This window comes from Variovorax sp. CF079 (assembly GCF_900101545.1).
GTDB lineage: Bacteria > Pseudomonadota > Gammaproteobacteria > Burkholderiales > Burkholderiaceae_C > Variovorax.
In genome coordinates this window covers 183,433-206,702 of sequence record NZ_FMZU01000005.1, presented here as the reverse complement: position 1 = coordinate 206,702, position 23,270 = coordinate 183,433, and the positions used below count along the sequence as shown (strand labels likewise).

Here is a 23,270-nt window from a genome sequence, read left to right as displayed (position 1 = left end):
ACCGCGCTCCCGGTTCAGCCCGGTTGCTTGACCACCCGCAGGTAGGGCTTGGGCGCGTCCCAGCCGCCCGGGAACAGCTTCTTCGCGTCGTCGTCCGACACCGAGCCGGCGATGATCACGTCCTCGCCCTGCTTCCAGTTCACCGGCGTGGCGACCTTGTGCTTGGCGGTCAGCTGCATCGAGTCGAGCACGCGCAGGATTTCGTCGAAGTTGCGGCCGGTGGTCATCGGGTAGGTCAGCATCAGTTTGATCTTCTTGTCCGGGCCGATGATGAAGACCGAGCGCACGGTTGCGTTGGTGGCGGCGGTGCGGCCCTCGGAGGTGCCGGGTTCCTCGGCCGGCAGCATGTTGTAGCGCTTGGCCACGGCGAGGTCGGTGTCGCCGATCATTGGGTAGGTCGGCAGGTAGCCCTGCGTTTCCTCGATGTCCTTGGACCAGCGGTCATGGGCATCCACCGGATCGATGCTCAGGCCGATCAGCTTGGCGTTGCGCTTGGTGAACTCGGGCTCGATCTTCGCCATGTAGCCCAACTCGGTGGTGCACACCGGCGTGAAGTCCTTGGGGTGCGAGAACAGGATCGCCCATTGGTCGCCGATCCATTCGTGGAAGTTGATATCCCCCTTGGTCGTCTTGGCCGTGAAGTTGGGGGCTTCGTCGTTGATGCGCAGTGACATGTTCGCTCCTCGAAAAGGTTTGACCTACAACAAACGCGTGCTGCCGACGATGCGGCAAGCCTCAAAGCATAGAAGAGCGCCGGGCCGGATGCCTAGCTCTTCTTGGATGTCCTGGCAAAGAATTGTGTCGGCACCGGCTGGACCGTCTCGCTGCCGCATTTGGGGCAGCGCAAATGGACGGTGGCATGCTCGGCAACATGTTCGGCGTGCTCGAAGACCTCGCCGCATTTCTGGCAACGGTACTGATAGGTAGGCATCGCGCGTCTCCATCCTTGACCGGGACTCGGGGACTCGGGGACCCGGGACGCGATTCTCTTCCTTATTCGCTCTTCAGGTGATAGCCGCGACCCGCATAGTCGAAATCGACCAGCTCGTTGATCGCCACGCTCTTGTCCGCCGGCGAGGCGTAGTAGGCGCGGATCTCGGCGATCCGGCCGCTTTCGGGATCGAACTCGTACCACTCGGCGCCGCGCAGGGCGGTGCCGCTCCTGTTCTTCCAGTGGGTCCACTCGATCATGGCCTCGGGCTTGTCGTGGCTCACGATGATGCGCTCGATGGTCCAGTGCGAGCCCAGGGTCTCGACGCACCATTGCCATTTCTTCGCGATGGTGTCGGCCGTGCGCCAGGGAATCTCGGGCAGGCCGGCGGGGAAGTAGTGCACCGCGTCGGGCGTGAAGCAGTCGACCAGCGCCTGGTAGTCGGCGGCGTTGCAGGCGTCGAAATAGCGGCGGATGAGGGCTTCGTAATAAGCGGGGGTGAAGGCGGTCATAGCGGTCTCTGGTTGGGAACGAGAGGCGGGCGGCCGGCGGCGACCCATTCGCGGTGCTGCTGGCGCGTCGCCTCGCTCGGCGGGTACAGGCCCCACAGCGCCTCGCCGGCGCGCACGCGCAGCGCGAGATAGGCCTCGATGTCGTCGCGCTGCTCGCACAGATCGGCCATCTCCTCGGCCAGGTGCGCCGGGATCACGGTGATGTTGTCGCCGTCGCCGTGGATCACGTCGCCCGGGTAGATGGCCACGCCCGCGCAGCCGATCGGCACCTGCAGGTCCGCCACGTGGTGGAAGGCCAGCCGGGTGGTCGCGGTCACGCCGGTGCACCAGATCGGGAAATCCATCCCGCGCAGCTCGGTGCCGTCGCGGAAGCTGCCGTCGGTGACCACGCCGCGCGCGCCGCGCACCATCATCCGCGTGATGAGCATGTTGCCCATCGAGGCGGCGCGGCCGTCCTTGTTGCTGTCGATCACCAGCACGTGGCCCGGCTCGAGCTGCTCGACGCCCACCCACTGCAGGTTGTCGGCGCTCGGTTCGGTCTTGAGGTTGCCGTAGACGTCGACGTCCTCGCGCGCCGGGATGAAGCGCATCGTGTAGGCGCGGCCCGCGAAAGGCTTGATCCTCCGGTTGAGCGGCGTCAGGCCATGCAGCACCGGCTGGCGAAAGCCCTTGATGTAGAGCTGCGTGGTCAGCGAGCCGCTGCTGGCGCGGGCCAGGCGGTCGAGCACCGCGTCGGGCACATGGGGCGCCGGCGGGCGCTGCGGAATCGCGGCAGGCGGCAAGGGAGCGTGGGCGGTCATGGTCTGTCTCAACATGTGGAACCGAAAGGTGGGCCGGCACCCGGCGCGGGGGAACAGGCATCGTAGTGAGAGGTGGCCAAAAATAGAATCGACGCCACCGCCTGCGCAGGCCTGATCGGCGGGCCAGTACCAGCATCTGAGACAAACTATGGCCACATCCTCCGGCGAAGGCACCGGCGCCCTCGAAAAGGCGCTCGACGTGCTCGACGCGATCGGTTCCGCGCCCGAGGGCCTGGGCCAGAGCGAGCTGGCCGAGCGCCTCGCGCTGCCGCGCACCACCGTCTACCGGCTGCTGGCGACCCTGGTCGCGCGCGGGCTGGTGCGGCGCGATCCGCTGCGCAAGGCCTATTGCCTGGGATTCCGCTGTTTCGAGATGGCGCGCCAGGCCTATGCAATGCCCGACCTGGTGGCCGCCGCCGCCTTCGAGCTGCGCGCGCTGCGCGACCTGACCGGAGAAACCACCTACCTCGCCGCGCTCGACGGCCGCGAGGTGATCTCGCTGGAGCGCTGCGACGGCGCTCACAGCCAGCGCTCGGCCGCGGTGCTGGGCCAGCGCAAGCCGGTGCATTGCACCAGCCAGGGCAAGGCCATCCTGTCGGCCATGCCCGACGCGGCGCGCGATGCGATCGTGCGCGATGCGGTGCTGAAGCCACTCACGCCGCTCACCATCACCGACCGGCGCCGGCTGCAGGCCGAGTTGCGCATCACGCGCTCGCGCGGCTATGCGATCGACGACGAGGAGATCGCGCTCGGCGTGCGCTGCGTCGGCGCGCCGGTGGTCGATGCGGCGGGGCAGGTGCGCGGCGCGATCAGCGTGGCCGGCCCGGCCTGGCGCCTCACGCGCACTCGGCTCGAACTGCTGGGTCCCGAAGTGGCGGAGGCCGCGCGGCGCGTCGGTGCGCAGCTGCAGCCGCAGGGCGCCGAGGCCGCGGCGCAGAGCGAAGCCTCGGTCTCGGCGCTGCCGGGCCCGTGGGCCTTCCATGGTGCGCACCCCTTGTGGTGGGCGGACGGCCAGCGCCTCTGGTGGGCCGACGTGCTCGCGCCCTCGGTGCGCGTGTGGGACGGCGAACAGGATCGCGAACTCGCCACGCTCGAAGCCCCGGTGGTCGGCCTGCTGCGGCGCGGCGATGCACTGGTGGCGGTGCACGAGCACGGCGCCTTCGTGGTCGCGGCCGATGGTTCGACGACTCCGCTGGCGTCCTGGCTGAAGGGCGCGGTCCTCGCGGTGTGCAACGGCAAGGACGATGCGGTCTGGGCCGCCGTCGCGCTGCCCGAAGCGGGCACCGCGATCGGCCTGGTGCGCGAGGACGGCGGCCTGGATGTGAAGTGGCGCATCGGCGAGCCGGTGCAGTGCCTGCGCTGGCGCGGCGACGACCGCACGCTCTATGCGGCGGCGCCGGGCTCGGGGGCCATCCTGCTGATGCAGGCCGGCGCGCCCACCGTGCGCCGGCTGGCCACCGTGCCCAGGGGCTCGGGGCGGATCAGCGGCCTGGCCTTCGATGCGGCGGGCGGCATCTGGACCGCGCTGTGCGACGGCTGGTCGGTGGTGCGCTTCAGCGCCGACGGCCAGCTCGATCGCGTGGTGGGGCTGCCGGTGCCGTGCGCGACCGATCTGGTCTTCGGCGGGCCGGATGGCCAGCAGCTCTACATCACGACCGCGCGTCAGAGCGTGGCACTGGACACGCTGGCGAGCGCGCCGCTGTCGGGGCGCCTGCTGGCCTTGCCGGTCTGATCGGCGGCCGCGCACTGCTCGACCAGCCACTGGCGAAAGAACACGAGCGCCGGGCGCTCGTCGTGCGTCGCGGGCGTCACCAGGAAGTAGCCGCGCTCCGCGCGCAGCGGCCGATTGCAGGCCACGACCAGCTCGCCGCGCGCAAGCTCGGGCTCGATCAGCATGTGCGGCATCAGCGCCATGCCGAGCCCGTGCGCGGCCGCGATCGCCAGCATCGAGAACAGCTCGTAGCGCGGGCCGCTGCGCGCGCGCGGCGCGTCCACCCCCTGCGCGTCGAACCACTGGTGCCAGCCGTCGGGCCGGGTGCTTTGCTGCAGGAGCGGCAGCCGTGCCACCGCGGCCGGCGAGAGCTGCTTGCGCGGCGCCATCAGCGCCGGGCTGCACACCGGCACCACGTCTTCATGCAGCAGAAGGGTCGACTGCGTGCCGGCCCAGTTGGCCGTCTGCGCGATCGTGCCCGCGTAGAGCGCGGCATCGAAGGGGGTGTCGTTGAAGAGAAAGGGACGGGTGCGCGTTTCGATGTGCACCGTGATGTCGGGATGCAGGGCGGCAAAGCCGGGCAGCCGCGGGATCAGCCAGCGCGTGGCAAAGGTCGGCACCGCCGCGAGCTGCAACGAGCCGCCCAGGCCCTGGCGCGCCATCGCGTCGAGCGTGTCGCGCTCCATGGTGTCGAGCTGGCGCGCGATCTGGCGTGCGTAGTCGGCGCCGCCCGGCGTCAGGGCCACGCCGTGGCGCGTGCGGCGGAACAGCGCCATGCCGAGGAAGTCCTCCAGCGCCGTGATCTGGCGCGACACCGCGCTCTGCGTGAGCGCGAGTTCCTGCGCCGCGCGCGTGTAGCTCTCGTGGCGTGCGGCCGCTTCGAAGCAGATCAGGGCCTGGGTGGACGGGATTTTTCGACGCATGGTATGCGAGTGCTACATAGTTGAAGCAACGGCGCTTCCAATGGCAAGACGCTCCGGCATTGTGCTCTGAAGTGAGCAGAACGCATAACTGGGTGTGGAATCCTCGTTTGCGCTCGCCATGCCGCGCGCTTACGATCGCGGACGAACCTCAAGCCCCCTATACCGGAGACCGCCATGGCCCACGCCGCCTTTCACTGGGAAGATCCTCTTCTGCTCGACCAGCAGCTCACCGCCGACGAACGCATGGTGCGCGACGCTGCCAATGCCTACTGCCAGGAACGCCTGGCGCCGCGCGTGCTCGACGCCTTTCGCAGCGGCGAGACCGACCCCGCGATCTTTCGCGAAATGGGTGCGCTCGGCCTCCTGGGCCCGACGATCCCCGAGCAGTACGGCGGCCCCGGCCTCAACTACGTCTGCTACGGCCTGATCGCGCGCGAAGTCGAGCGCGTCGATTCGGGCTACCGCTCGATGGCCAGCGTGCAGAGCTCGCTGGTGATGGTGCCGATCAACGAGTTCGGCACCGAGGCGCAGAAGCAGAAATACCTGCCCAAGCTCGCCACCGGCGAATGGATCGGCTGCTTCGGCCTGACCGAACCCGACCACGGCTCCGACCCCGGCAGCATGGTCACGCGCGCCAAGAAGGTGGCCGGCGGCTACTCGCTCACCGGCGCCAAGATGTGGATCAGCAACAGCCCGATCGCCGACGTGTTCGTGGTCTGGGCCAAGGAAGTGAGCGAGAGCGGCACGGTCGGCCCGATCCGTGGCTTCGTGCTCGAGAAGGGCGCCAAGGGCCTCTCCGCCCCGACGATCCACGGCAAGGTTGGCCTGCGCGCCAGCATCACCGGCGAGATCGTGATGGACAACGTGTTCTGCCCCGAAGAGAACGCGTTCCCCGAAGTGCAGGGCCTGAAGGGCCCGTTCACCTGCCTCAATAGCGCGCGCTACGGCATCTCCTGGGGCGCGCTCGGCGCCGCCGAGGACTGCTGGCACCGCGCGCGCCAGTACACGCTGGACCGCAAGCAGTTCGGCCGCCCGCTCGCGGCCAACCAGCTGGTCCAGAAGAAGCTGGCCGACATGCAGACCGAGATCACGCTGGGCCTGCAGGGCTGCCTGCGCCTGGGCCGCATGAAGGACGAGGGCACGGCCTCGGTCGAGGTCACCTCGCTGCTCAAGCGCAACTCCTGCGGCAAGGCGCTCGACATTGCCCGCCTGGCGCGCGACATGATGGGCGGCAACGGCATCAGCGACGAGTTCGGCGTGGCGCGGCACCTGGTCAATCTCGAGGTGGTCAACACCTACGAAGGCACGCACGATATCCATGCGCTGATCCTGGGACGTGCCCAAACCGGCATCGCCGCTTTCGCCAATTGACATGGCTGCCGCAGCACTCGACGGCATCAAGGTTCTCGACCTCTCCCGCGTGCTCGCGGGTCCGTGGTGCACCCAGATCCTCGCCGACCTGGGGGCCGACGTCGTCAAGATCGAACGCCCCGGCGTCGGCGACGACACGCGTACCTGGGGCCCGCCCTTCCTGAAGGACGCGCACGGCCGCGACACCGACCAGGCCACCTACTTCACCGCCTGCAATCGCAACAAGCGCTCGGTCACCATCGACATGGCCTCGCTCGAGGGCCAGGCGCTCTTGAAGAAGATGGCCGCGCAGAGCGACATCGTGGTGGAGAACTTCAAGACCGGCGGCCTCAAGCAGTACGGCCTCGATCACGAAAGCCTGCGCGCGGCCAATCCGCGGCTCATCTACTGCAGCGTGACCGGCTTCGGCCACGACGGCCCGCATGCCTCGCGCGCCGGCTACGACCTGATGATCCAGGCCACCAGCGGCATGATGAGCATTACCGGCCGGCCCGACGAGGTGCCCGGCGGCGGCCCGCTGCGCGTGGGCGTGGCGCTCACCGACCTGTTCACCGGCGTCTACGCGTCGAGCGCCATCCTGGCCGCGCTCGAGGTGCGGCATCGCACGGGCGAAGGCCAGCACATCGACATGGCGCTGCTCGACGTCGGCATGGCCATCCTCGCCAACCAGGCCAGCGCATTCCTCAACACCGGCGTCGCGCCGCAGCGGCAAGGCAACAGCCACCCGAGCCTGGCGCCCTACCAGGACTTCCATACGAAGGACGGCGCAATGCTGCTGGCCATTGGCAACAACGGCCAGTTCGCGCGCTTCTGCGAGGCGGCCGGCCATGCCGACTGGGCCAGCGACCCACGCTTTGCGACCAACACGCTGCGCGTGCGCCATCGCGAGGTGCTGATCCCGCAGATGGAGGCCGTCACGCGCACGCGCACCACCGCCGAGTGGATCGCGCTGCTCGAGGACAAGGCGGTGCCCTGCGGCCCGATCAACGACATCGCGCAGGCCTTCGAGGACGAGCAGGTCAAGGCGCGCGGCCTCGCGGTGTCGATGCCGCGCCAGGCCGGCGACGGCATCGACCATATCGTCGGCGTGGCGAGTCCGCTGCGCCTGCAAGGCACGCCGCCGGTGCAGCGCCATGCGCCGCCGGCACTCGGGCAGCACACCGACGAGGTGCTGGCCGAACTGGGCATCGACGAAAAGCAGCGCGCCGCGCTGCGCGACGCGGGCGTGGTCTAGCGGCGCGGAAACAGCGTGAACGGCCCAACGCAGGACGCGATCGTCGGCTTGGCCGTTGCGTTGGGCGCGGGCCTTCTGATCGGCATCGAACGCGAGCGCCGCAAGGGCCGCGGTGCGGACCGGGCGGCCGCGGGCCTGCGTACCTTCGCGCTGGCGTCGGTGGCAGGCGCGCTTGCGCAACTGCTGCCGGTGTCGGGTCTGGTCGTCGTGGGCGCGGCGGTGATCGGGCTGCTCGGCGCGCTCTCGTACTGGAAGAGCCGCTCGCGCGATCCGGGGCTGACGACCGAGGTGGCGCTCTTCGCCACCTATCTGGTCGGCGTGCAATCGGTGCTCTCGCCGGCGCTGGGCGCCGCCTGCGGGGCCGGCATCGCGCTGCTGCTGGTTGCACGCACGCGGCTGCACCGTTTAGCGACGCAATGGCTGAGCCAGCAGGAAGTCCATGACGCGATCCTGCTGGCCGCGCTCGCGCTGATCGCGCTGCCGCTGATTCCGTCGCAGCCGATCGCCGCGCTCGGCGGCATCGAGCCGCGGCCGCTCGCGGCACTGGTGCTGCTGATCATGGGAATCCAGGCCTTCGGGCAGCTGGCGCTGCGCTGGCTCGGCGTGCGCGCCGGCCTGTTGGTGTCCGGCCTGCTGTCGGGATTCGTCTCGAGCACCGCGACCGTGGCCTCGTTCGGCGGCCGGGCCCGCGCGCAGCCCGCGCAGACGCCGGTGCTGGCATCGGGCGCCGCGCTGTCGGCGGTGGCGACCTGGGTGCAGGCCCTGCTGATGAGCGTCGCCTTGTCGCCCGTCGCCGCCGCCGCGCTGCTGCCCGCCGCACTCGCCGGTGCGCTCGGCGCGGCGGCCGTCGGCCTGCTGCCGGTCTGGTCGCAGCGATCGGCGGGTGACGCCGAGCAGCCGGAGAGAAAGGGCAGCGCGCTGCGTCCGCGCGAAGCGCTCGCCGTCGCCGCGATGCTGGCGGTGGTCGCAGTGCTGGTGGGCAGCGCACAGCGCCGCTTCGGCGATGCCGGGCTCGGCACCAGCGTCGCGCTCGCCGCCTTGGCGGACGCGCATGCGCCCGTGGCGTCCTTGGCCTCGCTGCATGCGGCCGGCGCCTTGCAGGCCGAGCGTTTCGTGCTCGGCGTCTGCCTGGCGGTCAGTGCCAACACGCTGACGCGCTGCACGGTGGCCGCCATCTCCGGCGGTGCCAGCTATGCGCTGCGCGTCTCGGCCGCGCTCATCGCCAGCCTCGCGCTGGCCTGGGCCGCAGCCTGGTGGACAGTGGTTCGCTGAGGTTTCGGGGTACGCGTCCGCGTCTGTTTGCGGAGATTACGGAGCCTATTCTCCGCATATTTCGCGGTAAATCTTGCGGCGTTTGCGGAGAATAGGGCGCACTATCTCCGCATGAAAAGCGGAGATAGTGAAGCAGGCGTCTATATCTGGCAGCACCCCAGCTGGCCGCGCCTGCGCTACGACCTGTCCCGCCTCGCCGGGCTGCTCGCTGCAGTCCACGGCGCCCAAGGCCATCTGCTTGGGCGGATGACGGCCATGGGCATGCCGGAGCGGGATGCGGCCACCCTGCGGGTGCTGAACGACGACGTGCTCAAGACGAGCGAGATCGAAGGCGAGCAGCTCAACCCGGAGACCGTGCGTTCGTCCATCGCACGCCGCCTGGGCCTGGACATCGGCGCGCTGGCGCCGGCCGACCGGCACGTCTACGGCGTGGTGGAGATGGTGCCCGACGCCACCGGCGCCGCTGGACAACCCCTGACGCGCGAGCGCCTGTTCGGTTGGCATGCCGCGCTTTTCCCGACGGGGTACAGCGGTCTCTCGCCGATCCGCACCGGCGAGTGGCGCGACGATGCGGCAGGGCCGATGCAGGTGGTGTCGGGCCCCGTCGGGCGGCGCAAGGTGCCCTTCGAGGCACCGCCTGCGCAGCAGCTCGAGGCGGAGATGGCCCCGCTTCCTTGAATGGTTCGAGCTGTCGACTGGCGGCGATCCGCTCGTCCACGCGGGCCTGGCCCATCTGTGGTTCGACACGCTCCATTCCTTCGACGACGGCAACGGACAATCGCGCGCGCCGTGGGCGACATGGCGCTGGCCCGCGCAGAAGGGTCGAGCCAGCGCTTCTACAGCCTCTCGGCGCAGATCCAGCGCGAGCGCAAGGACTACTACGAGATGCTGGAGCGGACGCAAAAGGGCACGATGGACGTCACGCCATGGCTGGCCTGGTTCCTGGGCTGCCTGTTGCGCGCGATCGAGGGCGCGGAGACCTCGCTGTCGGCCGTGCTGGGGGGCAAGTCACGCTTCTGGCAGCGCTGGGCCGAGACGCCGCTGAACGAGCGTCAGATCAAGCTCGACAACCGGCTGCTCGATGGTTTCGAGGGCAAGCTGACGAGCAGCAAATGGGCCTCGATGGCGAAGTGTTCGCCCGATACCGCGCTGCGCGATATCAACGAATTGGTTGCACTCAGCGTTCTGAGGAAATCCGACGCCGGCGGACGGAGCACCAGTTACGAACTAGGCTCCTAGCGCGGCCCTCAGAGCACGCGCCCGACGAGCGCCAGCGCGAACACCGCCACGCCGAGCGCCAGGTTGGTCGCCACCAGCTTGCGGATGGTGCCGAGATTCGCCGCCGCCGCCGGCCAATCGCGCACCGCGACCGCGCGCTGCAAGCGCGGGTAGGGCGCGAAGCGGACGTGCAGGAACAAGGCCATCATCACCAACCCGACGGCAAGCATGGCATGCACGCTCCAGTGCACGCGCGCGAAGCCGCCCGCAAGCATCAGCATCCAGAGCCCGCTCGCAAGCAGGACGCCGATGGCGATAGCCACGCCGACGAAAAAGCGCGACAGCGTGTCCGCCATGAAGGGCAACCTGAGAGGCGGCTCGAGCGTGGCAACGGCGGCCGGCCGAACGGCGAAGTGCATCGCGGCCATGCCGCCGACCCAGAAGGCGGCAGCGAGCAGATGCAGGAACAGCAGGATGGCGGGAAGAACGGGCATGGCGAAGGGTAGACCAGAACTCACCCGAGTGCTGCGCGCAGCCTGGCCACCAGCCGGCGCGCCTCGGCGGCCGAGGCGATGTTCGTGAAGCCCATCAGCAGCCCTTGCGCGCCGCCGGCGCCGATGCTGCGCAACGACAGCGCCTGGCAGTTCAAGCCGGCCTGTTGCGCGCGGCCTGCCAGCATGTCGTCGTTGCCGAGACCGTCGAGGCGCGCGATCAGGTGCATGCCGCCGCGGCGAAGGTCGATGCGTACGTGCTCGCCGAAGACCCGCAGCAGCTCGGCCGCCAGCATCGCCCGGCGGCGCGCGTAGAGCAGCCTCATCTTCTTGATGTGGCGCGAGAAATGGCCTTCCTTCAGGAAGTCGGAGACGATGGCCTGCATGAGCTGCGGACATCCGTTGGACCCGATTCGCGCGGTTTCCGCGCAGCGCTCCACCAATGGCTCGGGCACGACCACGTAGCCCAGGGCCAGGCCCGGATAGAGAACCTTGGAGAAGCTGCCGGCGTAGAGCACACGCTCGTGCGTGTCCAGGCTCTTGAGGGCTGGCAGGGGATGGCCGGCATAGCGGTACTCGCCGTCGTAGTCGTCCTCGACGATCCAGGCCTTCGCCTTCGACGCCCAGTCGAGCAGCTGGAGGCGGCGCGCCATGCTCATCGAAAAGCCGAGCGGTGCTTGGTGCGAGGGCGTGACGATGGCCATCCTCGCCTTCGCCGCCCGGCGTGTGCCTTGCGCGACCACGATGCCTTCCTCGTCCACCGGCACCGGCACGCTGCGATGGCCAGCGCTGCGGAGCACTTCGCGCGTCGGCGGAAAGCCCGGGTCCTCGATCCAGACCGTGTCGCCGCGCCGGAGCAGCGCATGCGAGACCAGCGCCAGCGAGGCGCGGTAGCCGGCCGTGACGAAGACCTGCGCCGGCCGGCACGCGACGCCGCGCGAGACCAGCAGGTAGGCGGCGATGGCTTCGCGCAACGGCCCGTAGCCCGAGGGGTCGCCATAGAACATGTCAGCTGCGCTCATCGAGCGCATCCTGCGCGCTGCCAGCCGCGACCAGAGCTTGCGTGGAAAGGCATCGAGCGCAGGAATGCCCAGCTGGAAGGGCAGCGGCACCTCGGCCGCGCCCGGCGGCGCACCGGCAGGTGCCTTGGCCGAGGCGCGGCCGGCGCGCACCGGCCTGCGCTGTGCCAGATGCGGCGAAACCACGGTGCCCGCCTGCCCGCGCGCAACGAAGTAGCCCTCGCCCGCCAGCTGGCCGTAGGCGGCCTCGACCGTTGCGCGCGCCACGCCGAGCTCGCCGGCGAGGCTGCGCGCCGAGGCCAATCGATCGCCCGGCCGGAGCATGCCTTGTTCGATGGCGGCGCGAAACCGCTCGTAGATCTGCCGGTACAGCGGCGCCTGCCGCGTCCTGTCGAGCTCCAGCATGCCGGTAGGGAAAGGGCGCTTCATCATGGCCTGGTCATTCTGTCGATTCTTGGCTCTTTTGCCTGGGGCATCGTAGACCTAAGCTGGACGCCGTGAACTTGAAAGAGAACATGCAATGAGCGAGAAGACGGTATTTCTGGCCGGCGCCACGGGCGCCATCGGCAGGGCCCTCGTGCCGTTGCTGACCGGCGCGGGCTACACGGTGCATGGCAGCACCCGGCGGGTGGAAAGGGCGAAGGCGCTCGAGGCGCAGGGCGTGCAGCCGGTGGTGATCGATGTCTTCGATGCGCCGGCACTGGCCGCGGCCCTGAAGCGCATCGCGCCGGCGGCCGTGATCCACCAGCTCACCGACCTGCCGGGCAGCCTGGACCCGAAGGCGATGGCCGAGGCGGTGGTCCGCAATGCGCGCATTCGCACCGAGGGCACGCGCAACCTGGTGGCGGCGGCGCTCGCGGCCGGCTGCGGCCGCATGATCGCGCAGAGCATCGCCTGGGCCTATGCGCCGGGTCCTAAGCCCTGCCGCGAGGAGCAGCCGCTCGACCTCGATGCGCAAGGCAGCCTCAGTATCAGCGTGCGCGGCGTGGCCGCGCTGGAGCAATCGGTGTTGGGCTCGGCCGCTTTGAAGGGCACCGTGCTGAGATACGGGCAGCTCTATGGACCGGGCACTTGGAGGACGGCGCCCGAAGGCACGAGCCCGGTTCACGTCGAGGCCGCGGCCTGGGCCGCCCTGAAGGCGCTTCAGCGCTCGCCGGGCGGCAGCATCTTCAACATCGCCGAGGATGGCCCGGAAGTCAGCAGCGAAATGGCCAAGCGCGAACTGGGATGGCATGCCGGGCTTCGCCTGCCGCAAGGAGCGATGCAATGAACGCGTTCTCCCTTCACGGCCGTCGCGGCGCCGGGCTCGCCGCGCTGCTCCTGGCCGCCAGCTGGATGCTGCTGGCACCCGCGGCGCCGCGCTCCGCGGTGCAATGGTTCGGGGATCTCTGCACCTCGCTCGGCCGGCCGATGTTCGCGTCGGCCGCAACGACGGCGGGTGCCGGCGCGCGGCCCGCGACCATCGTCAAGCCGCTGTCTTGCGAGCCCTTGCCGAACGTGCCGGGCAAGAACGTGACGACCGTCAGCGTCGAGTTCCCGCCGCTCGCCTACTCGCCGGCACACCGGCATCCGGGCTCGGTGACCGCCGTCGTGATCGAGGGGACTGTGCGCTCGCAGCTTGGAGGCACTCCCGCGCAGGACTACCGGGCCGGCCAGACTTTCTTCGAGCCGCCGGGCACGCTGCACGTGTTCGCGGAGAACCCCGACCCCGTGCGCAGCGCGAAGCTGCTCGCCTTCTTCGTCACGGACGAGAACTGCGGGCCTCTCCTGATTCCCGAGTGAGCGCGGCGCCTCAGATCGCCGCGCAGCCGCACCGGTAGCGCCAGGCACCCCGGTCGCCGATGATGATCGGAGCCGTTGCAGCGCTTCCGCAGCAGCCCGTGCCATGCGACGACGCGGTGCTGCCGGCGCGGCGGTGCTGGTAGCCGCCGTAGACATTGACCGGCAGCCAGTCGGGCATCGGCTTGACGATGGCCGGTGCCTGTGCCGCGAAGGGTCCGCTCGCGTGCACCACCTCGCCGCCGACCATGGTGAGCACGGCCGTGATGTCCTTGATGGCGTCCTCCTTGATCGCGAAGAAGTCGTCGGACAGCACCGCGAAATCCGCCAGCTTGCCGGGCGCGATCGAGCCCTTGCGGGCGTCCTCGCCGGTCAGTGCCGCACCCTCGAGCGTCCACATCCGAAGCGCGACCTCGCGGCTCACCAGGTTGCGCTCGGCGTTGAGCCGCGTGTCGCCCAATGTCTTGCCGGTCACCAGCCAATGCAGCGAGACCCAGGGGTTGTAGCTGGTCACGCGGCTCGAGTCGGTGCCGCAGGCCACCGGCAGGCCCATGGCGCGCATGCGGCCGATCGGCGGCGCATCGGCCGCGGCCTCGCGGCCCCAGGTCTGCGCGTACACCTCGCCGTCGAGCGACATGCGGTTCTGGATCGCGATGCGGCCGCCCATCGCAGCCACGCGCTCCATCGAGCGCGGCGACAGGCCTTCGCAATGGTCGAGCGCCCAGCGCAGGTTCTTGAGCGGCACCTCGCGGTTCACCTTCTCGAGCACGTCGAGGATGCGCGCGGCCGTGCCGTCGTAGCTCGCATGCATGCGGATCGGCCAGCCCTTGCCGGCGAGGTAGGTCGCCACCTCGGTCAGCTTCGATTCCATGATGGCGGGCGCCTGCGCGACGCTCTTGCCGAAGTTGGCCGGATCGGTCGCGGCCCACAGGATGTATTCGCCGGCGCCCACCATGCGCAGATGGTCGTTGCCCTGGCCGGGCGAGACTTTCTGCGACCACAGCTTGTAGTCGTCGATCTCCTGGCCCGGGCGCTGCGCGAACAGGTTGTAGGAGATGCGCAGCGTCATCCGGCGTTCGCTCGCGAGCCGCTGGATGCCGCCGTAGTGCTCCGGGTAGTTCTGCCCGCCGCCGCCCGCATCGACCACGCTGGTGAGGCCCAGCCGGTTCATCTCGCGCATGTAGAGCTCGGTCGACAGCGCCTGGTCCGCATCCGACAGCTTGGGCACGCGCGCGAACAGCGCGACCAGCCCGCCCAGGCTGGTGGTGTTGACCACCAGGCCGGTCGGGTTGCCGGTGGCGTCTTTTTCGAGGGTGCTGCCGAAGGGATTCGGCGTGTCGCGGTTCCAGCCGAGCACGCGCAAGGCCGCGCGATTCAGGAACGCGCGGTCGTAGAGGTTCATGACGAAGCAGGGCACCTCGCCGGTGGCGGCGTTGATCTCGTCCAGGGTCGGCAGCCGCTTCTCGCGGAACTGGTAGGGCGAGAAGCCACCCACCACCTGCACCCAGTGCGGCGGCTGGGTGCGCAGCGCCTGTTCGCGCAACATGCGCAGCGCATCGGCGAGCGTTGGCACGCCGTCCCAGCGCAGCTCCTGCGTGTAGGTGAGCCCGCCGCGGATGAAGTGCGCATGCGAGTCGATGAGGCCCGGCGTGATGCAGCGGCCCTCTGCATCGATGACACGCGTGCGCGGGCCGACCCAGCGCGAGATCTCGCGGTCGCTGCCGACGGCTGCGAACTGATCTCCCGCGATGGCGAAGGCCTGGGCACGCGGTGTCTTCGCGTCCATGGTCGCGACGCGGGCGTTCAGCACCACCGTGTCGGCCGGTGCCGCGGGCGATGCGGTGGCGCAGCCGGAAACCCAGAGGCCCGAAAGGCCGCCGGCGGCGACACCGAGCGAGGTGCGCAGGAATTGCCGGCGCTCCGGTGCCGCAACGGCGGCGTCTTCGGCGTGCGCGCATTCCGCGTCGCACCAGTGCTGCCAGGCGCGTGACGACGCGCCACCGAACAAGCTCATGGCCTTCAATCGACCTTGATGCCGGCCGCCTTCACGACCTGCTGCGCCTTCGCGGTTTCGTCGACGATGAACTTGTCGAACTGGGCTGAGGGCATGGTGAAGGGCTCGGCGCCGAGCTTGTCCAGGCGCTCCTTGAGATCTGGCGCCGCCATAATCTTCGCCACCTCGGCCTGCAGCCGGTCGACCACCGGCTTCGGCGTCTTGGCCGGCGCGAACAGGCCGACCCAGAACAGGTACTCCGAGCCGGGCACGCCGGCCTCGACTGTGGTGGGCAGCTGCGGCATCACGCCCGAGCGCTTGCCGGTGCCGACCGCCAGCGCCTTGAGCTTGCCGTCCTTGACCAGCGGCAGCGCCGACACCATCGGCGCGAAGAACCAGTCGATGCGCCCGCCCATCACCTCGGTCATCGCCTCGGGCGTGCCGCGGAAGGGCACGTGCTGCGCCTGCACGCCGGCGGCCAGGCGGAACACCTCGGCGTTCATGTGGGTGGCCGAACCGTTGCCGGCCGAGCCGTAGTTGAAGCCGCCGGGCTTGGCCTTGACCTGCGCGACCAGGTCCTTCGCGTCGGCAAAGCGGTTGGGCGCCACCACCAGCATGTTGGGCAGGCTCGCCATCGGCGTCACGCCCGCGAAGTCCTTCAGCGTGTCGTAGGAGAGGTTGGGATAGATGGAAGGATTGACCAGGTGCCCCGCCGAGTGGACCAGCAGCGTGTAGCCGTCTGCCGGCGCCTTTGCCACCTGCGCGGCGCCCAGCGTGCCGCCGGCGCCCGGCTTGTTGTCGATGATCACGCTGGTGCCCAGCGCCGGGCCGAGCCGTTCCGCCACCAGCCGCGCCACGATGTCGGTGCCGCTGCCGGCGGTGAAGGGCACGATCAGCTTGACGGTCTGGCCGCGCGGCCAGTCGCCTTGCGCATGCGCGCCGGTGAAGGCGCAGGCGGCGAGCGCCGCTGCGATCAGTTGGCGGCGGCCGGGTAGGAATGTCGTCATGGCTTTGTCTCCGTTGGAATCGTTGGGGGAAAGAGAAGAAGGGCTCAGCCGGCGGGCGGCGCGTTCGCCATCACCAGCGCGACCAGCACGGGCCGGTTGCTGCGGTTCACGAGCTGCCGCTTCTCGCCCGGCGCGAAGCGGCAGGAGTCGTAGGGGCCCAGCACCTGCTCGTCGCGCCGGCCCTCGAACTCGGCCACCACGTGCAGCTGGCCTTCGAGCACGAGGTAGAGCTTCTCGATCGGCGAGCCGTCGAGGCCGGTGTGGCCGCCGGGCAGGATCTGGCTCATGCCCATCCACATCTGCAGCGAAGGCCCGGCCTCCTTGCCCTGCAGGCGCAGGCAGCGCATGTCGATGTGGTTGGGCGCCTCATAAGTCGGCGCCTGTTCGAAACGGGTGACGTGCATGGCGTTGTTTCCTCAGGGGCGCAGCACGACGCGGTCGGTGCTGCCCGAGAGCACCAGGCGGTAGGCCTCGGCCGCGTCTTCGAGCGCGTAGGCGCGCGCCACGGGGAAGGGCTTCAGCGTGCCGCGCTCGAAGCCCTCGCGCATCGCATCGAGCTGCCCGGTGGCGGCCACGCAATCCAGCGCCAGCGAGTCGATGCCCACGTAGGTGTGCATGCCGCGGTAGAAGGCGAAGATGTCGAAGGGCACGGCACGGTCGTGCGTGGCGATGAAGATCTGCGTCGCGCCCTTGGCCATGGCCTTGTTCGCGGCCTCGAAGTAGGCGCTGCCGACGGTGTTGTAGACGATGTCGGCGCCGCGGCCGTTCGTGAGTTCGCGCACCTGGGCGGCGATGTCGCCGGCGCCGGCATCGATCACGTCGACCGGGCCGCTCGCGAAACCTTCGAAGGGGCCGGCGCGCCGCTGGACCGCGATCGCGCGCGCGCCGCCTTGCGCAGCGAGTTGCACGGCTGCTTGCCCGACCTTGCCGTTCGCGCCCAGCACCAGCACCGTCTGGCCGGCCTGCGGCATGCCGCTGCGGCGAAAGCCTTCATAGGCGGTGACGAAGGGCACGCCGACGGCGCCGGCCTCGTCCATCGAGATGCTGCGCGGCCGATCGCGCAAGGCCTCCACCGGCAGCAGCAGGAAGCGCGCGTGCGAGCCGTCGCGCGTGATGCCGATATCGCCGCCCGAGCCGTAGACCTCGCGGCCCACCCATTCGGTCGGGCCCGCGACCACCACGCCCGCGAAGTCGCGTCCCGGCGTGCGCGGCCACACGGCTTGCGGCATCAGGCCCAGGCTGGCCTTCACATCGCTCGGGTTCACGGCGGCCGCGCCGACGCGCACCACCGCGAAGCCGGGCTTGGCGACGGGCTCGGGCTGGTCCGCGAAGTCGAGCTTCAATGCGTCGAGGTTCGCGGCCTTTTCGCGGACGCGCACGGCGCGTGCGACCGTCGTGTTGAGCACGGCGTTCATTGCTCAGCGCCCTCCCGCCAAGCCGAGCATCGTGCGCGCCTCGCGCGCACTCGCCACGTCGCCGCCGAGGCTCCGGATGATGTCGCGCGCCTTGGTCACCAGCTCCGCGTTGCTCTTCGCGAGCACGCCCTTCTCGAGATAGATGTTGTCTTCCATGCCGACGCGCACATGGCCGCCCAGCAGCCAGGCCTGCGCCACGATCGGGAACTCCATGCGACCGATGCCGAAGGCGCTCCAGAAGGCGCCGGGCGGCAGCATGCTGCGCGCGTACATCACGGCCTCGGGCGTCGGCATGAAGCCGTACTTCACGCCCAGCACCAGGGTCCACATCGCAGGCCCTTCGAGCGTGCCGTCGGCGATCAGGTCCAGCGCCATGTGGATGTCGCCGGAGTCGAAGATCTCGAGCTCGGGCTTGACGCCCGCTTCGCGGATCACGCGCGCCATGCGGCGCACGTTCTTCGGCGTGTTGATGACCACGTCCGGGCCCGAGTTCATGGTGTTGAGGTCGAGCGAGCAGACGTCGGGCTTGATCAGCGCGATATGCTCGACGCGCTTTTCCGGCGGCAAGAGGCTGGTGCCGGGCGCGTAGATCTTGGGGTCGTCCTCGCTCGGAACGAAGCGGCCACCCGGCCCGGTCGTGAGGTTGATGACGACTTCGCGGTTCTGCCGGCGGATGCGGTTCACCACATCGCGGTAGAGCTCGACCTGCATCGAGGGCTTGCCGCTTTCGGGATCGCGCACGTGGATATGCACCTGGCCGGCGCCGGCCTCGGCCGCGGCCAGGCATTCGTCGGCGATCTGTGCCGGCGTGATCGGCAGGTGCGGCGTCTGTTCGGGCTTCACCAGGTTGCCGGTGACCGCGCAGGTGATCAGAGTTTTGCTGTTCACAGGTGTCTCCCCCCATCGACCACGATGCGCGTCCCGGTCACGAAGCGCAGCGTGGTGGCCAGCGCTTCCACGGTCGCGGCCACGTCCTCGGGCTTGCCGATGCGGCCGAGCGGCGTGGTGCTGGCCATCTTGGCCTTGAACTCTTCGCCGCGGCCCGGCACGAAGGCCGATTCGACCGCACCCGGCGACACCGAGACCACGCGCACCGCGGGCGCCAGCGCCTTGGCCAGCGCGTCGCCGACCACGTCGAGGCCGGCCTTGGCCGCGACGTAGGCCAGGTTGCTGCCGACGCCGGTGAAGCCGGCGATCGACGAGATGTTGACGATCAAGCCGTCGCCGCTCGCCTTGAGCAGCGGCGCGAAGGCGCGGATGGTGGCGAAGACGCCGCGGAAGTTGGCGGCAAGCAACTCGTCGATGAGTTCATCGCTCAGCGCGTCGAGGTCGCCGGCTGCGATGGGCTGCGTGTGGCCGGCGCTGTTGACCAGGATGTCGCAGCGGCCGTAGCCCTCTTGCACGTCGGCCGCGGCCTTCTGCAGGCTGGGCGTGTCGACGATGTCGGCGCGCAGCGCGGCATGGCGCTGGCCTTGTGCAGTTGGGAGTGCGGTCGCGCGTTCGGCCGCGTCGTCGCCCTTGCGATGCAGCAGCACGCAGCTGGCGCCAAGCGCCGCGAGGCGCTGGGCCGTTGCCCAGCCGATGGCGCCGAGGCCGCCGGTGATGACGGCCACCTTGCCGTCGAGTCGAGGTGTGGGATCGAAGCTCATGCGAGTGAAGTCCGTGGAAGTTCAGGGAATGGGAGGACGGGGAAACTTCATCTCCCCGGGTTCGAGCACGAAGTCGTACTGGAGCGTGGCCTGCTCGCCGCCGCGCTGGGGCTCGAAGCAGCCGATCAGCCTGCGCGTGACGCCGAACACCGGGTCGCTCTCGAGGTTCTCGTCGTCGTCGGCGAAGACCTGGCTGATCAGCACCTTGTGGCCGGGCTTGCTGACCATGAAGTGCAGGTGCGCCGGGCGGTTGGGATGGCGCTGCTGCGCGCGCAGCAAGACGCCGCAGGGCCCGTCGGTCGGCACCGGGTAGCCGGCCGGACGCACCGTGCGGAAGTGGTAGCGGCCCTCGGCATCGGTCTCGAAGCGGCCGCGCAGGTTCATGTCGTCCTGCTCCGGGTCCTGGTTCTCATACAGGCCGACCGGAGAGGCCTGCCAGGCATCGACGATGGCGCCGGCGAGCGGCCGGCCTTGCGTGTCACGCACCACGCCGCGCACCTCGAGCGGAACGCCCGGTGTGCTCGAGCGCGCGATCGACTCGCCGGCCTGGCACAACGGCGCATTGGCGCGCCAGAAGGGGCCCAGCAGCGCGGCCGGCGATTCGCCCTGCGGGTCCTGGTTGTTGAGCAGCGCCACCAGCGTCGAGACGCCCAGCAAGTCGGCGGCCAGCACCACCTCGTTCTTCTTCTCGCCGGTGGCCTGGCCGATGCCGACGATGAATTCGAGCGCCTGCTCGAACTCCTCTTCGCTCAGGTGCACTTCCTGGACGAAGGCGTGCAGGTGGCGGATGAGCGCGGCCATCACGGTGCGCAGGCGTTCGTCGGGCGTGCGGGCCATCGCGGCGGTCGCGATCTGGAGCACGGAATCGGGGGTGGTCACGATGTTCATGGGGCTGCCTCTTTCTTTGCAAACGTTTGCAGATTATGGCGAGGATTAATTTCCACGCAAGAAAGGGGTTTGCGAGAGCCCCCAATGAAATCAAGGCGATACTCTGTGTTCTCGCCAAGATCAATCGTTTGCAGTAAATGAGCCCATCACCGTCTTCCCCGGTCACCATCCGCGACGTCGCGCAGGCCGCCGGCGTGCATGTCTCGACCGTGTCGCGCGCGCTCAATCCGGACAAGCGCGCGCTGATCAGCGAGGAGGTGCTGCGCGTGGTGGAAGAGGCAGCGCAGCGCCTGGGCTACCGGCCCAACCGCGCGGCCTCGGCGCTGCGCACCGGCCGCACCCACACCATCGGCGTGCTGGTGCCGGACATCACCAACCCGGTGTTCCCGCCCATCCTGCAGGGCATCGAGGCCAGCGCCGCGGCACGCGGCTACTTCGTGTTCGTGACCAACGTGATGGACCATGCACTCGCGCGGCCGGTGGTCGAGCGCATGCTGGCGCAGCAGGTCGACGGGCTGGTGATGGCCATCGCCACGCGCGACGATCCGCTGGTCGACTACCTCAAGAAGGCCGGCATGCACACCGTGCTCGTGAACCGCGCCGACGAAAGCGGGCGCCTGCCGGCGGTGGTCAGCGACGACCGGCTGGCGATGAAGCTGGCGGTCGACCACCTGGTGTCCCTGGGGCACCGCCGCATCGCACACCTGGCCGGGCCGCAGAACGTGCCGACCGGCGTCGCGCGCCGGCAGGGCGTGGAGCAGGCGCTGCGCGATCGCGGGCTCGAGCTGGCTTGCGTGGCGGAATGCGAAAGCTACAGCCGCGAGGCCGGCCGCAAGGCCATGGCGCAACTGCTCGCGCAGAACGATCGGCCCGAAGCCGTGGTCTGCTGCAACGATCTGGTGGCGCTGGGCGCCTACGACCTGCTGCGCGCGCAAGGCCTGCGTGTGCCGCAGGACATCTCGATCACCGGCCACAACGACATGCCGCTGGTCGACATGGTCGATCCGCCGCTCACCACCATCCGCCTGCCGCATCGCGAGCTCGGCTGGCGCGCAGCCGAGATGCTGTTCGACGAGATCGAGGGCAAGGCGCTGTCGGCCTCCACCGTCGTGCTGCGGCCCGAGCTGGTGGTGCGCGCGTCGACGCGCCAACTGGTGCCGCGCTGAGGCCTGGGCCGAGCGGGCACGGGGCACGGGGGAGAATGGCCCCATGAATCTGCGCTTCGTCGAAGCTTTTCACTGGGCCGTGGCGCTCAAGAGCGTGACGCGCGCGGCCGAGAAGCTGCACCTCACGCAGTCCGCGCTGTCCAGCCGCATCGCCGCACTGGAGCGCGAGCTCGGCGTGCTGCTGCTCGACCGGCGCGACAAGCAGTTCCGCCTCACGGTGGCCGGCCAGCGCTTCCACCGCCTGGCGCAGCGGCTGCTGGAAATGCAGCAGCAGATCAAGTCCGAGATGGGATCGGGCACGGTGCGCGCGCAGGTGCTGCGCATCGGTGCGATCGAGTCAGTGGTCCACACCTGGCTGACCGACTGGCTCAAGCACATGCAGGCCACGCATCCGGACTTCGAGCTGGAGCTCACGGTGGAAACCACGCCGGTGCTGGTCGACCAGCTGCAGCGCGGCAAGCAGGACCTGGTGTTCGCCGCACTGCCGGCCAGCGGCGAGGGCGTGAGCACGCATGCACTGCCCACCATGGAAATGAGCTTCGTCGGGCACCAGGTGCTGCATCCGCGGCGGCTCTACAAGCTGCAGGACCTGTTCGGCTTCGACCTGCTGACCTTCCAGCGCGGCTCGCAGCCGCATGTGGCGCTGCTGGATCTGTTCAGGCGTGCCGGCCTGGAGACGCCGCGCGTGCATGCGATCTCGTCGATCTCTGCGATGGCGCAGCTGGTCGAGGCCGGCTTCGGCATCGCCACCTTGCCCCGGGCTGCGGCCGAACATCTGGCGCTGCGCTTGCCGCTGCGCGTGCTGAAGTGCGACACCGCGCCGGCGCCGCTGCCGATCCACGCGAGCTACCGCGAAGACCCGACCTCGCACCTGACCGAGGCGGCGCTGGCCTCGGCCTTGCAGTTCGCGTCGCCCAAAACTGGGTCACACAAAAAATCGATGAGCTGAGCAAGAAATTTTGCGTTGGAGTTGGCGCGCGTTAATTTCCACAATGCGTCCCGTCACAGAGCTTTCACACACGAAAGCCTTTTACGAGGATGCACGATGCCCGCAGAACCTACCGCCAACACGAATGCCAGTCCGACTCTTGATGCCGCTTCCGATGCGCTGAGCGTCCGCCGCGCGGCGCGCAGCGGCGCGCTGGCCACGCATACCAGCGGCCTGGCGCGCGAGTACGTGCAGGGCAACGTGGTGATCCTGCCCGAGGCGCTGGCCGGCGATTTCCTGCGCTACTGCCAGCGCAACCCCAAGCCCTGCCCGCTGCTGGCGGTGTCCGAGCCCGGCGATCCGATGCTGCCCGGCCTGGGCGCGGAACTCGACATCCGCACCGACGTGCCGGCCTACCGCGTCTGGCGCGAGGGCGAACTGGTCGAGCAGCCCACCGACATCCGCACGCTGTGGCGCGACGACCTCGTGAGCTTCGTGATCGGCTGCTCCTTTTCCTTCGAGCATGCGCTCTTGGCCGACGGCATCCGGCTGCGCCACGTCGACCAGGGCCGCAACGTCGCGATGTACCGCACCCATATCCAGACCGCGCGCGCCGGCGCTTTCCACGGGCCGATGGTGGTGTCGATGCGGCCGCTCAAGGCCGTCGATGCGATCCGCGCGGTACAGATCACCTCTCGCATGCCCGAGGTCCATGGCGCCCCGGTGCATCTGGGCGACCCGGCCGCCATCGGCATCGCCGACCTGGCCCACCCCGACTACGGCGACGCGATTGAAATCCGCGCCGGCGAGATCCCCGTGTTCTGGGCCTGCGGCGTGACCCCGCAAGCGGCCATCGCCCAGGCCAAGCCGGCGTTCTGCATCACCCACGCACCGGGCGCCATGCTGGTGACCGACCTTCTCAACCGGCAGCTGGGCCGCTGCTGATCCCCATCCCAAGGAGAC

The 23,270-nt window shown here is 69.5% G+C and carries 23 protein-coding genes and 1 pseudogene; 10 read left to right on the top strand and 14 right to left on the bottom strand.

The features are described 5' to 3' along the window. Nucleotides 1-14 precede the first annotated feature (14 nt). The 4 genes from BLS74_RS08490 to BLS74_RS08475 all read right to left on the bottom strand — a co-directional run bounded on the left by BLS74_RS08490 (nucleotide 15) and on the right by BLS74_RS08475 (nucleotide 2,243). Nucleotides 15-674: a peroxiredoxin gene (locus BLS74_RS08490; protein ID WP_093104462.1), complete on the bottom strand. Its 660-nt coding sequence runs from the start codon at nucleotides 672-674 to the stop codon at nucleotides 15-17. 92 nt (nucleotides 675-766) lie between these two features. Then, the gene (locus BLS74_RS08485; RefSeq protein ID WP_093104460.1) at nucleotides 767-931 is read right to left on the bottom strand and encodes an FmdB family zinc ribbon protein; all 165 of its coding nucleotides are present in this window, start codon (nucleotides 929-931) and stop codon (nucleotides 767-769) included. Nucleotides 932-993: 62 nt separating this feature from the next. Beyond that, nucleotides 994-1,443 carry a nuclear transport factor 2 family protein gene (locus BLS74_RS08480; protein WP_093104458.1) on the bottom strand — a complete coding sequence of 150 codons (450 nt, stop codon included), beginning with the start codon at nucleotides 1,441-1,443 and terminating at the stop codon, nucleotides 994-996. Continuing rightward, nucleotides 1,440-2,243, bottom strand: coding sequence for an RraA family protein (locus BLS74_RS08475; protein WP_093104457.1), 804 nt, complete (start codon nucleotides 2,241-2,243; stop codon nucleotides 1,440-1,442). Before BLS74_RS08475 ends, BLS74_RS08480 begins: the two co-directional genes overlap by 4 nt. A 148-nt stretch (nucleotides 2,244-2,391) precedes the next feature. Between BLS74_RS08475 and BLS74_RS08470 the strand changes: the two genes are divergently transcribed. Beyond that, nucleotides 2,392-3,975: an IclR family transcriptional regulator domain-containing protein gene (locus tag BLS74_RS08470; RefSeq protein WP_093104455.1), complete on the top strand. Its 1,584-nt coding sequence runs from the start codon at nucleotides 2,392-2,394 to the stop codon at nucleotides 3,973-3,975. Here the strand turns inward: BLS74_RS08470 and BLS74_RS08465 are convergent. Continuing rightward, nucleotides 3,906-4,877 (bottom strand): LysR family transcriptional regulator, encoded by a 972-nt coding sequence (locus BLS74_RS08465; RefSeq protein ID WP_093104454.1) that lies wholly within the window; start codon nucleotides 4,875-4,877, stop codon nucleotides 3,906-3,908. The two genes, BLS74_RS08470 and BLS74_RS08465, sit on opposite strands and share 70 nt — an antisense overlap. A gap of 174 nt (nucleotides 4,878-5,051) precedes the next feature. On the opposite strand from BLS74_RS08465, the gene BLS74_RS08460 reads away from it, so the two are divergent. The 4 genes and pseudogenes from BLS74_RS08460 to BLS74_RS08445 all read left to right on the top strand — a co-directional run bounded on the left by BLS74_RS08460 (nucleotide 5,052) and on the right by BLS74_RS08445 (nucleotide 9,993). After that, on the top strand, nucleotides 5,052-6,248 hold the full coding sequence (locus tag BLS74_RS08460; RefSeq protein ID WP_093104453.1) for an acyl-CoA dehydrogenase: 1,197 nt from the start codon (nucleotides 5,052-5,054) through the stop codon (nucleotides 6,246-6,248). A gap of 1 nt (nucleotide 6,249) precedes the next feature. Further along, on the top strand, nucleotides 6,250-7,482 hold the full coding sequence (locus BLS74_RS08455; protein ID WP_093104451.1) for a CaiB/BaiF CoA transferase family protein: 1,233 nt from the start codon (nucleotides 6,250-6,252) through the stop codon (nucleotides 7,480-7,482). Between the two features lie 15 nt (nucleotides 7,483-7,497). Then, nucleotides 7,498-8,754: an MgtC/SapB family protein gene (locus BLS74_RS08450; RefSeq protein ID WP_093104450.1), complete on the top strand. Its 1,257-nt coding sequence runs from the start codon at nucleotides 7,498-7,500 to the stop codon at nucleotides 8,752-8,754. A gap of 111 nt (nucleotides 8,755-8,865) precedes the next feature. Beyond that, nucleotides 8,866-9,993, top strand: a pseudogene (locus tag BLS74_RS08445) (Fic family protein). Nucleotides 9,994-10,001: 8 nt separating this feature from the next. Here BLS74_RS08445 and BLS74_RS08440 read toward each other — a convergent pair. Both BLS74_RS08440 and BLS74_RS08435 read right to left on the bottom strand, forming a co-directional pair. Next, the gene (locus BLS74_RS08440; RefSeq protein ID WP_093104449.1) at nucleotides 10,002-10,466 is read right to left on the bottom strand and encodes a CopD family protein; all 465 of its coding nucleotides are present in this window, start codon (nucleotides 10,464-10,466) and stop codon (nucleotides 10,002-10,004) included. Between the two features lie 20 nt (nucleotides 10,467-10,486). Further along, entirely contained in the window at nucleotides 10,487-11,914 is a 1,428-nt protein-coding gene (locus tag BLS74_RS08435) for a MocR-like pyridoxine biosynthesis transcription factor PdxR (protein ID WP_244503798.1), read from the bottom strand. Between the two features lie 88 nt (nucleotides 11,915-12,002). On the opposite strand from BLS74_RS08435, the gene BLS74_RS08430 reads away from it, so the two are divergent. Together BLS74_RS08430 and BLS74_RS08425 are read left to right on the top strand one after the other, a co-directional pair. Then, nucleotides 12,003-12,752 (top strand): NAD-dependent epimerase/dehydratase family protein, encoded by a 750-nt coding sequence (locus tag BLS74_RS08430; RefSeq protein ID WP_093104448.1) that lies wholly within the window; start codon nucleotides 12,003-12,005, stop codon nucleotides 12,750-12,752. Then, complete coding sequence (locus BLS74_RS08425) at nucleotides 12,749-13,264, top strand: cupin domain-containing protein (RefSeq protein WP_093104447.1); 516 nt, start codon at nucleotides 12,749-12,751, stop codon at nucleotides 13,262-13,264. The genes BLS74_RS08430 and BLS74_RS08425 overlap by 4 nt, the downstream gene beginning before the upstream one ends. A gap of 10 nt (nucleotides 13,265-13,274) precedes the next feature. On the opposite strand, the gene BLS74_RS08420 is transcribed toward BLS74_RS08425, so the two are convergent. From BLS74_RS08420 to BLS74_RS08390, 7 genes are read right to left on the bottom strand one after another with little or no spacing between them, the layout of a single operon-like run. Beyond that, the gene (locus BLS74_RS08420; protein WP_093104446.1) at nucleotides 13,275-15,275 is read right to left on the bottom strand and encodes an amidohydrolase; all 2,001 of its coding nucleotides are present in this window, start codon (nucleotides 15,273-15,275) and stop codon (nucleotides 13,275-13,277) included. A gap of 5 nt (nucleotides 15,276-15,280) precedes the next feature. Continuing rightward, on the bottom strand, nucleotides 15,281-16,261 hold the full coding sequence (locus BLS74_RS08415) for a tripartite tricarboxylate transporter substrate binding protein (RefSeq protein ID WP_093104444.1): 981 nt from the start codon (nucleotides 16,259-16,261) through the stop codon (nucleotides 15,281-15,283). Between the two features lie 44 nt (nucleotides 16,262-16,305). Then, the gene (locus BLS74_RS08410) at nucleotides 16,306-16,665 is read right to left on the bottom strand and encodes a cupin domain-containing protein (protein ID WP_093104443.1); all 360 of its coding nucleotides are present in this window, start codon (nucleotides 16,663-16,665) and stop codon (nucleotides 16,306-16,308) included. Between the two features lie 12 nt (nucleotides 16,666-16,677). Next, nucleotides 16,678-17,676, bottom strand: a complete 999-nt coding sequence (locus tag BLS74_RS08405) for a quinone oxidoreductase family protein (protein WP_093104441.1) — start codon at nucleotides 17,674-17,676, stop codon at nucleotides 16,678-16,680. A 3-nt stretch (nucleotides 17,677-17,679) separates the two neighbouring features. Next, complete coding sequence (locus BLS74_RS08400; protein ID WP_093104440.1) at nucleotides 17,680-18,564, bottom strand: beta-keto acid cleavage family enzyme; 885 nt, start codon at nucleotides 18,562-18,564, stop codon at nucleotides 17,680-17,682. Continuing rightward, a complete protein-coding gene (locus BLS74_RS08395; RefSeq protein ID WP_093104439.1) occupies nucleotides 18,561-19,325 on the bottom strand; it encodes an SDR family NAD(P)-dependent oxidoreductase in 765 nt (254 codons plus the stop codon). The genes BLS74_RS08400 and BLS74_RS08395 overlap by 4 nt, the downstream gene beginning before the upstream one ends. Nucleotides 19,326-19,346: 21 nt before the next feature. Further along, on the bottom strand, nucleotides 19,347-20,213 hold the full coding sequence (locus tag BLS74_RS08390) for a dioxygenase family protein (protein ID WP_093104438.1): 867 nt from the start codon (nucleotides 20,211-20,213) through the stop codon (nucleotides 19,347-19,349). Between the two features lie 137 nt (nucleotides 20,214-20,350). On the opposite strand from BLS74_RS08390, the gene BLS74_RS08385 reads away from it, so the two are divergent. The 3 genes from BLS74_RS08385 to BLS74_RS08375 all read left to right on the top strand — a co-directional run bounded on the left by BLS74_RS08385 (nucleotide 20,351) and on the right by BLS74_RS08375 (nucleotide 23,252). Continuing rightward, the gene (locus BLS74_RS08385) at nucleotides 20,351-21,379 is read left to right on the top strand and encodes a LacI family DNA-binding transcriptional regulator (protein ID WP_093104437.1); all 1,029 of its coding nucleotides are present in this window, start codon (nucleotides 20,351-20,353) and stop codon (nucleotides 21,377-21,379) included. 43 nt (nucleotides 21,380-21,422) lie between these two features. Further along, nucleotides 21,423-22,328, top strand: a complete 906-nt coding sequence (locus BLS74_RS08380; RefSeq protein ID WP_093104436.1) for a LysR family transcriptional regulator — start codon at nucleotides 21,423-21,425, stop codon at nucleotides 22,326-22,328. Between the two features lie 96 nt (nucleotides 22,329-22,424). Further along, complete coding sequence (locus BLS74_RS08375; RefSeq protein ID WP_093104434.1) at nucleotides 22,425-23,252, top strand: putative hydro-lyase; 828 nt, start codon at nucleotides 22,425-22,427, stop codon at nucleotides 23,250-23,252. Nucleotides 23,253-23,270: the final 18 nt, after the last annotated feature.

What these genes read in the sequence shown, in the direction of transcription:
- BLS74_RS08475 (WP_093104457.1), bottom strand. Translation starts at nt 2,243, where the DNA reads ATGACCGCCCACGCTCCCTTGCCGCCTGCCGCGATTCCGCAGCGCCCG.
- BLS74_RS08485 (WP_093104460.1), bottom strand. Translation starts at nt 931, where the DNA reads ATGCCTACCTATCAGTACCGTTGCCAGAAATGCGGCGAGGTCTTCGAG.
- BLS74_RS08490 (WP_093104462.1), bottom strand. Translation starts at nt 674, where the DNA reads ATGTCACTGCGCATCAACGACGAAGCCCCCAACTTCACGGCCAAGACG.
- BLS74_RS08465 (WP_093104454.1), bottom strand. Translation starts at nt 4,877, where the DNA reads ATGCGTCGAAAAATCCCGTCCACCCAGGCCCTGATCTGCTTCGAAGCG.
- BLS74_RS08385 (WP_093104437.1), top strand. Translation starts at nt 20,351, where the DNA reads ATGAGCCCATCACCGTCTTCCCCGGTCACCATCCGCGACGTCGCGCAG.
- BLS74_RS08435 (WP_244503798.1), bottom strand. Translation starts at nt 11,914, where the DNA reads ATGATGAAGCGCCCTTTCCCTACCGGCATGCTGGAGCTCGACAGGACG.
- BLS74_RS08430 (WP_093104448.1), top strand. Translation starts at nt 12,003, where the DNA reads ATGAGCGAGAAGACGGTATTTCTGGCCGGCGCCACGGGCGCCATCGGC.
- BLS74_RS08415 (WP_093104444.1), bottom strand. Translation starts at nt 16,261, where the DNA reads ATGACGACATTCCTACCCGGCCGCCGCCAACTGATCGCAGCGGCGCTC.
- BLS74_RS08480 (WP_093104458.1), bottom strand. Translation starts at nt 1,443, where the DNA reads ATGACCGCCTTCACCCCCGCTTATTACGAAGCCCTCATCCGCCGCTAT.
- BLS74_RS08405 (WP_093104441.1), bottom strand. Translation starts at nt 17,676, where the DNA reads ATGAACGCCGTGCTCAACACGACGGTCGCACGCGCCGTGCGCGTCCGC.
- BLS74_RS08380 (WP_093104436.1), top strand. Translation starts at nt 21,423, where the DNA reads ATGAATCTGCGCTTCGTCGAAGCTTTTCACTGGGCCGTGGCGCTCAAG.
- BLS74_RS08455 (WP_093104451.1), top strand. Translation starts at nt 6,250, where the DNA reads ATGGCTGCCGCAGCACTCGACGGCATCAAGGTTCTCGACCTCTCCCGC.
- BLS74_RS08425 (WP_093104447.1), top strand. Translation starts at nt 12,749, where the DNA reads ATGAACGCGTTCTCCCTTCACGGCCGTCGCGGCGCCGGGCTCGCCGCG.
- BLS74_RS08470 (WP_093104455.1), top strand. Translation starts at nt 2,392, where the DNA reads ATGGCCACATCCTCCGGCGAAGGCACCGGCGCCCTCGAAAAGGCGCTC.
- BLS74_RS08460 (WP_093104453.1), top strand. Translation starts at nt 5,052, where the DNA reads ATGGCCCACGCCGCCTTTCACTGGGAAGATCCTCTTCTGCTCGACCAG.
- BLS74_RS08410 (WP_093104443.1), bottom strand. Translation starts at nt 16,665, where the DNA reads ATGCACGTCACCCGTTTCGAACAGGCGCCGACTTATGAGGCGCCCAAC.
- BLS74_RS08375 (WP_093104434.1), top strand. Translation starts at nt 22,425, where the DNA reads ATGCCCGCAGAACCTACCGCCAACACGAATGCCAGTCCGACTCTTGAT.
- BLS74_RS08440 (WP_093104449.1), bottom strand. Translation starts at nt 10,466, where the DNA reads ATGCCCGTTCTTCCCGCCATCCTGCTGTTCCTGCATCTGCTCGCTGCC.
- BLS74_RS08390 (WP_093104438.1), bottom strand. Translation starts at nt 20,213, where the DNA reads ATGAACATCGTGACCACCCCCGATTCCGTGCTCCAGATCGCGACCGCC.
- BLS74_RS08420 (WP_093104446.1), bottom strand. Translation starts at nt 15,275, where the DNA reads ATGAGCTTGTTCGGTGGCGCGTCGTCACGCGCCTGGCAGCACTGGTGC.
- BLS74_RS08395 (WP_093104439.1), bottom strand. Translation starts at nt 19,325, where the DNA reads ATGAGCTTCGATCCCACACCTCGACTCGACGGCAAGGTGGCCGTCATC.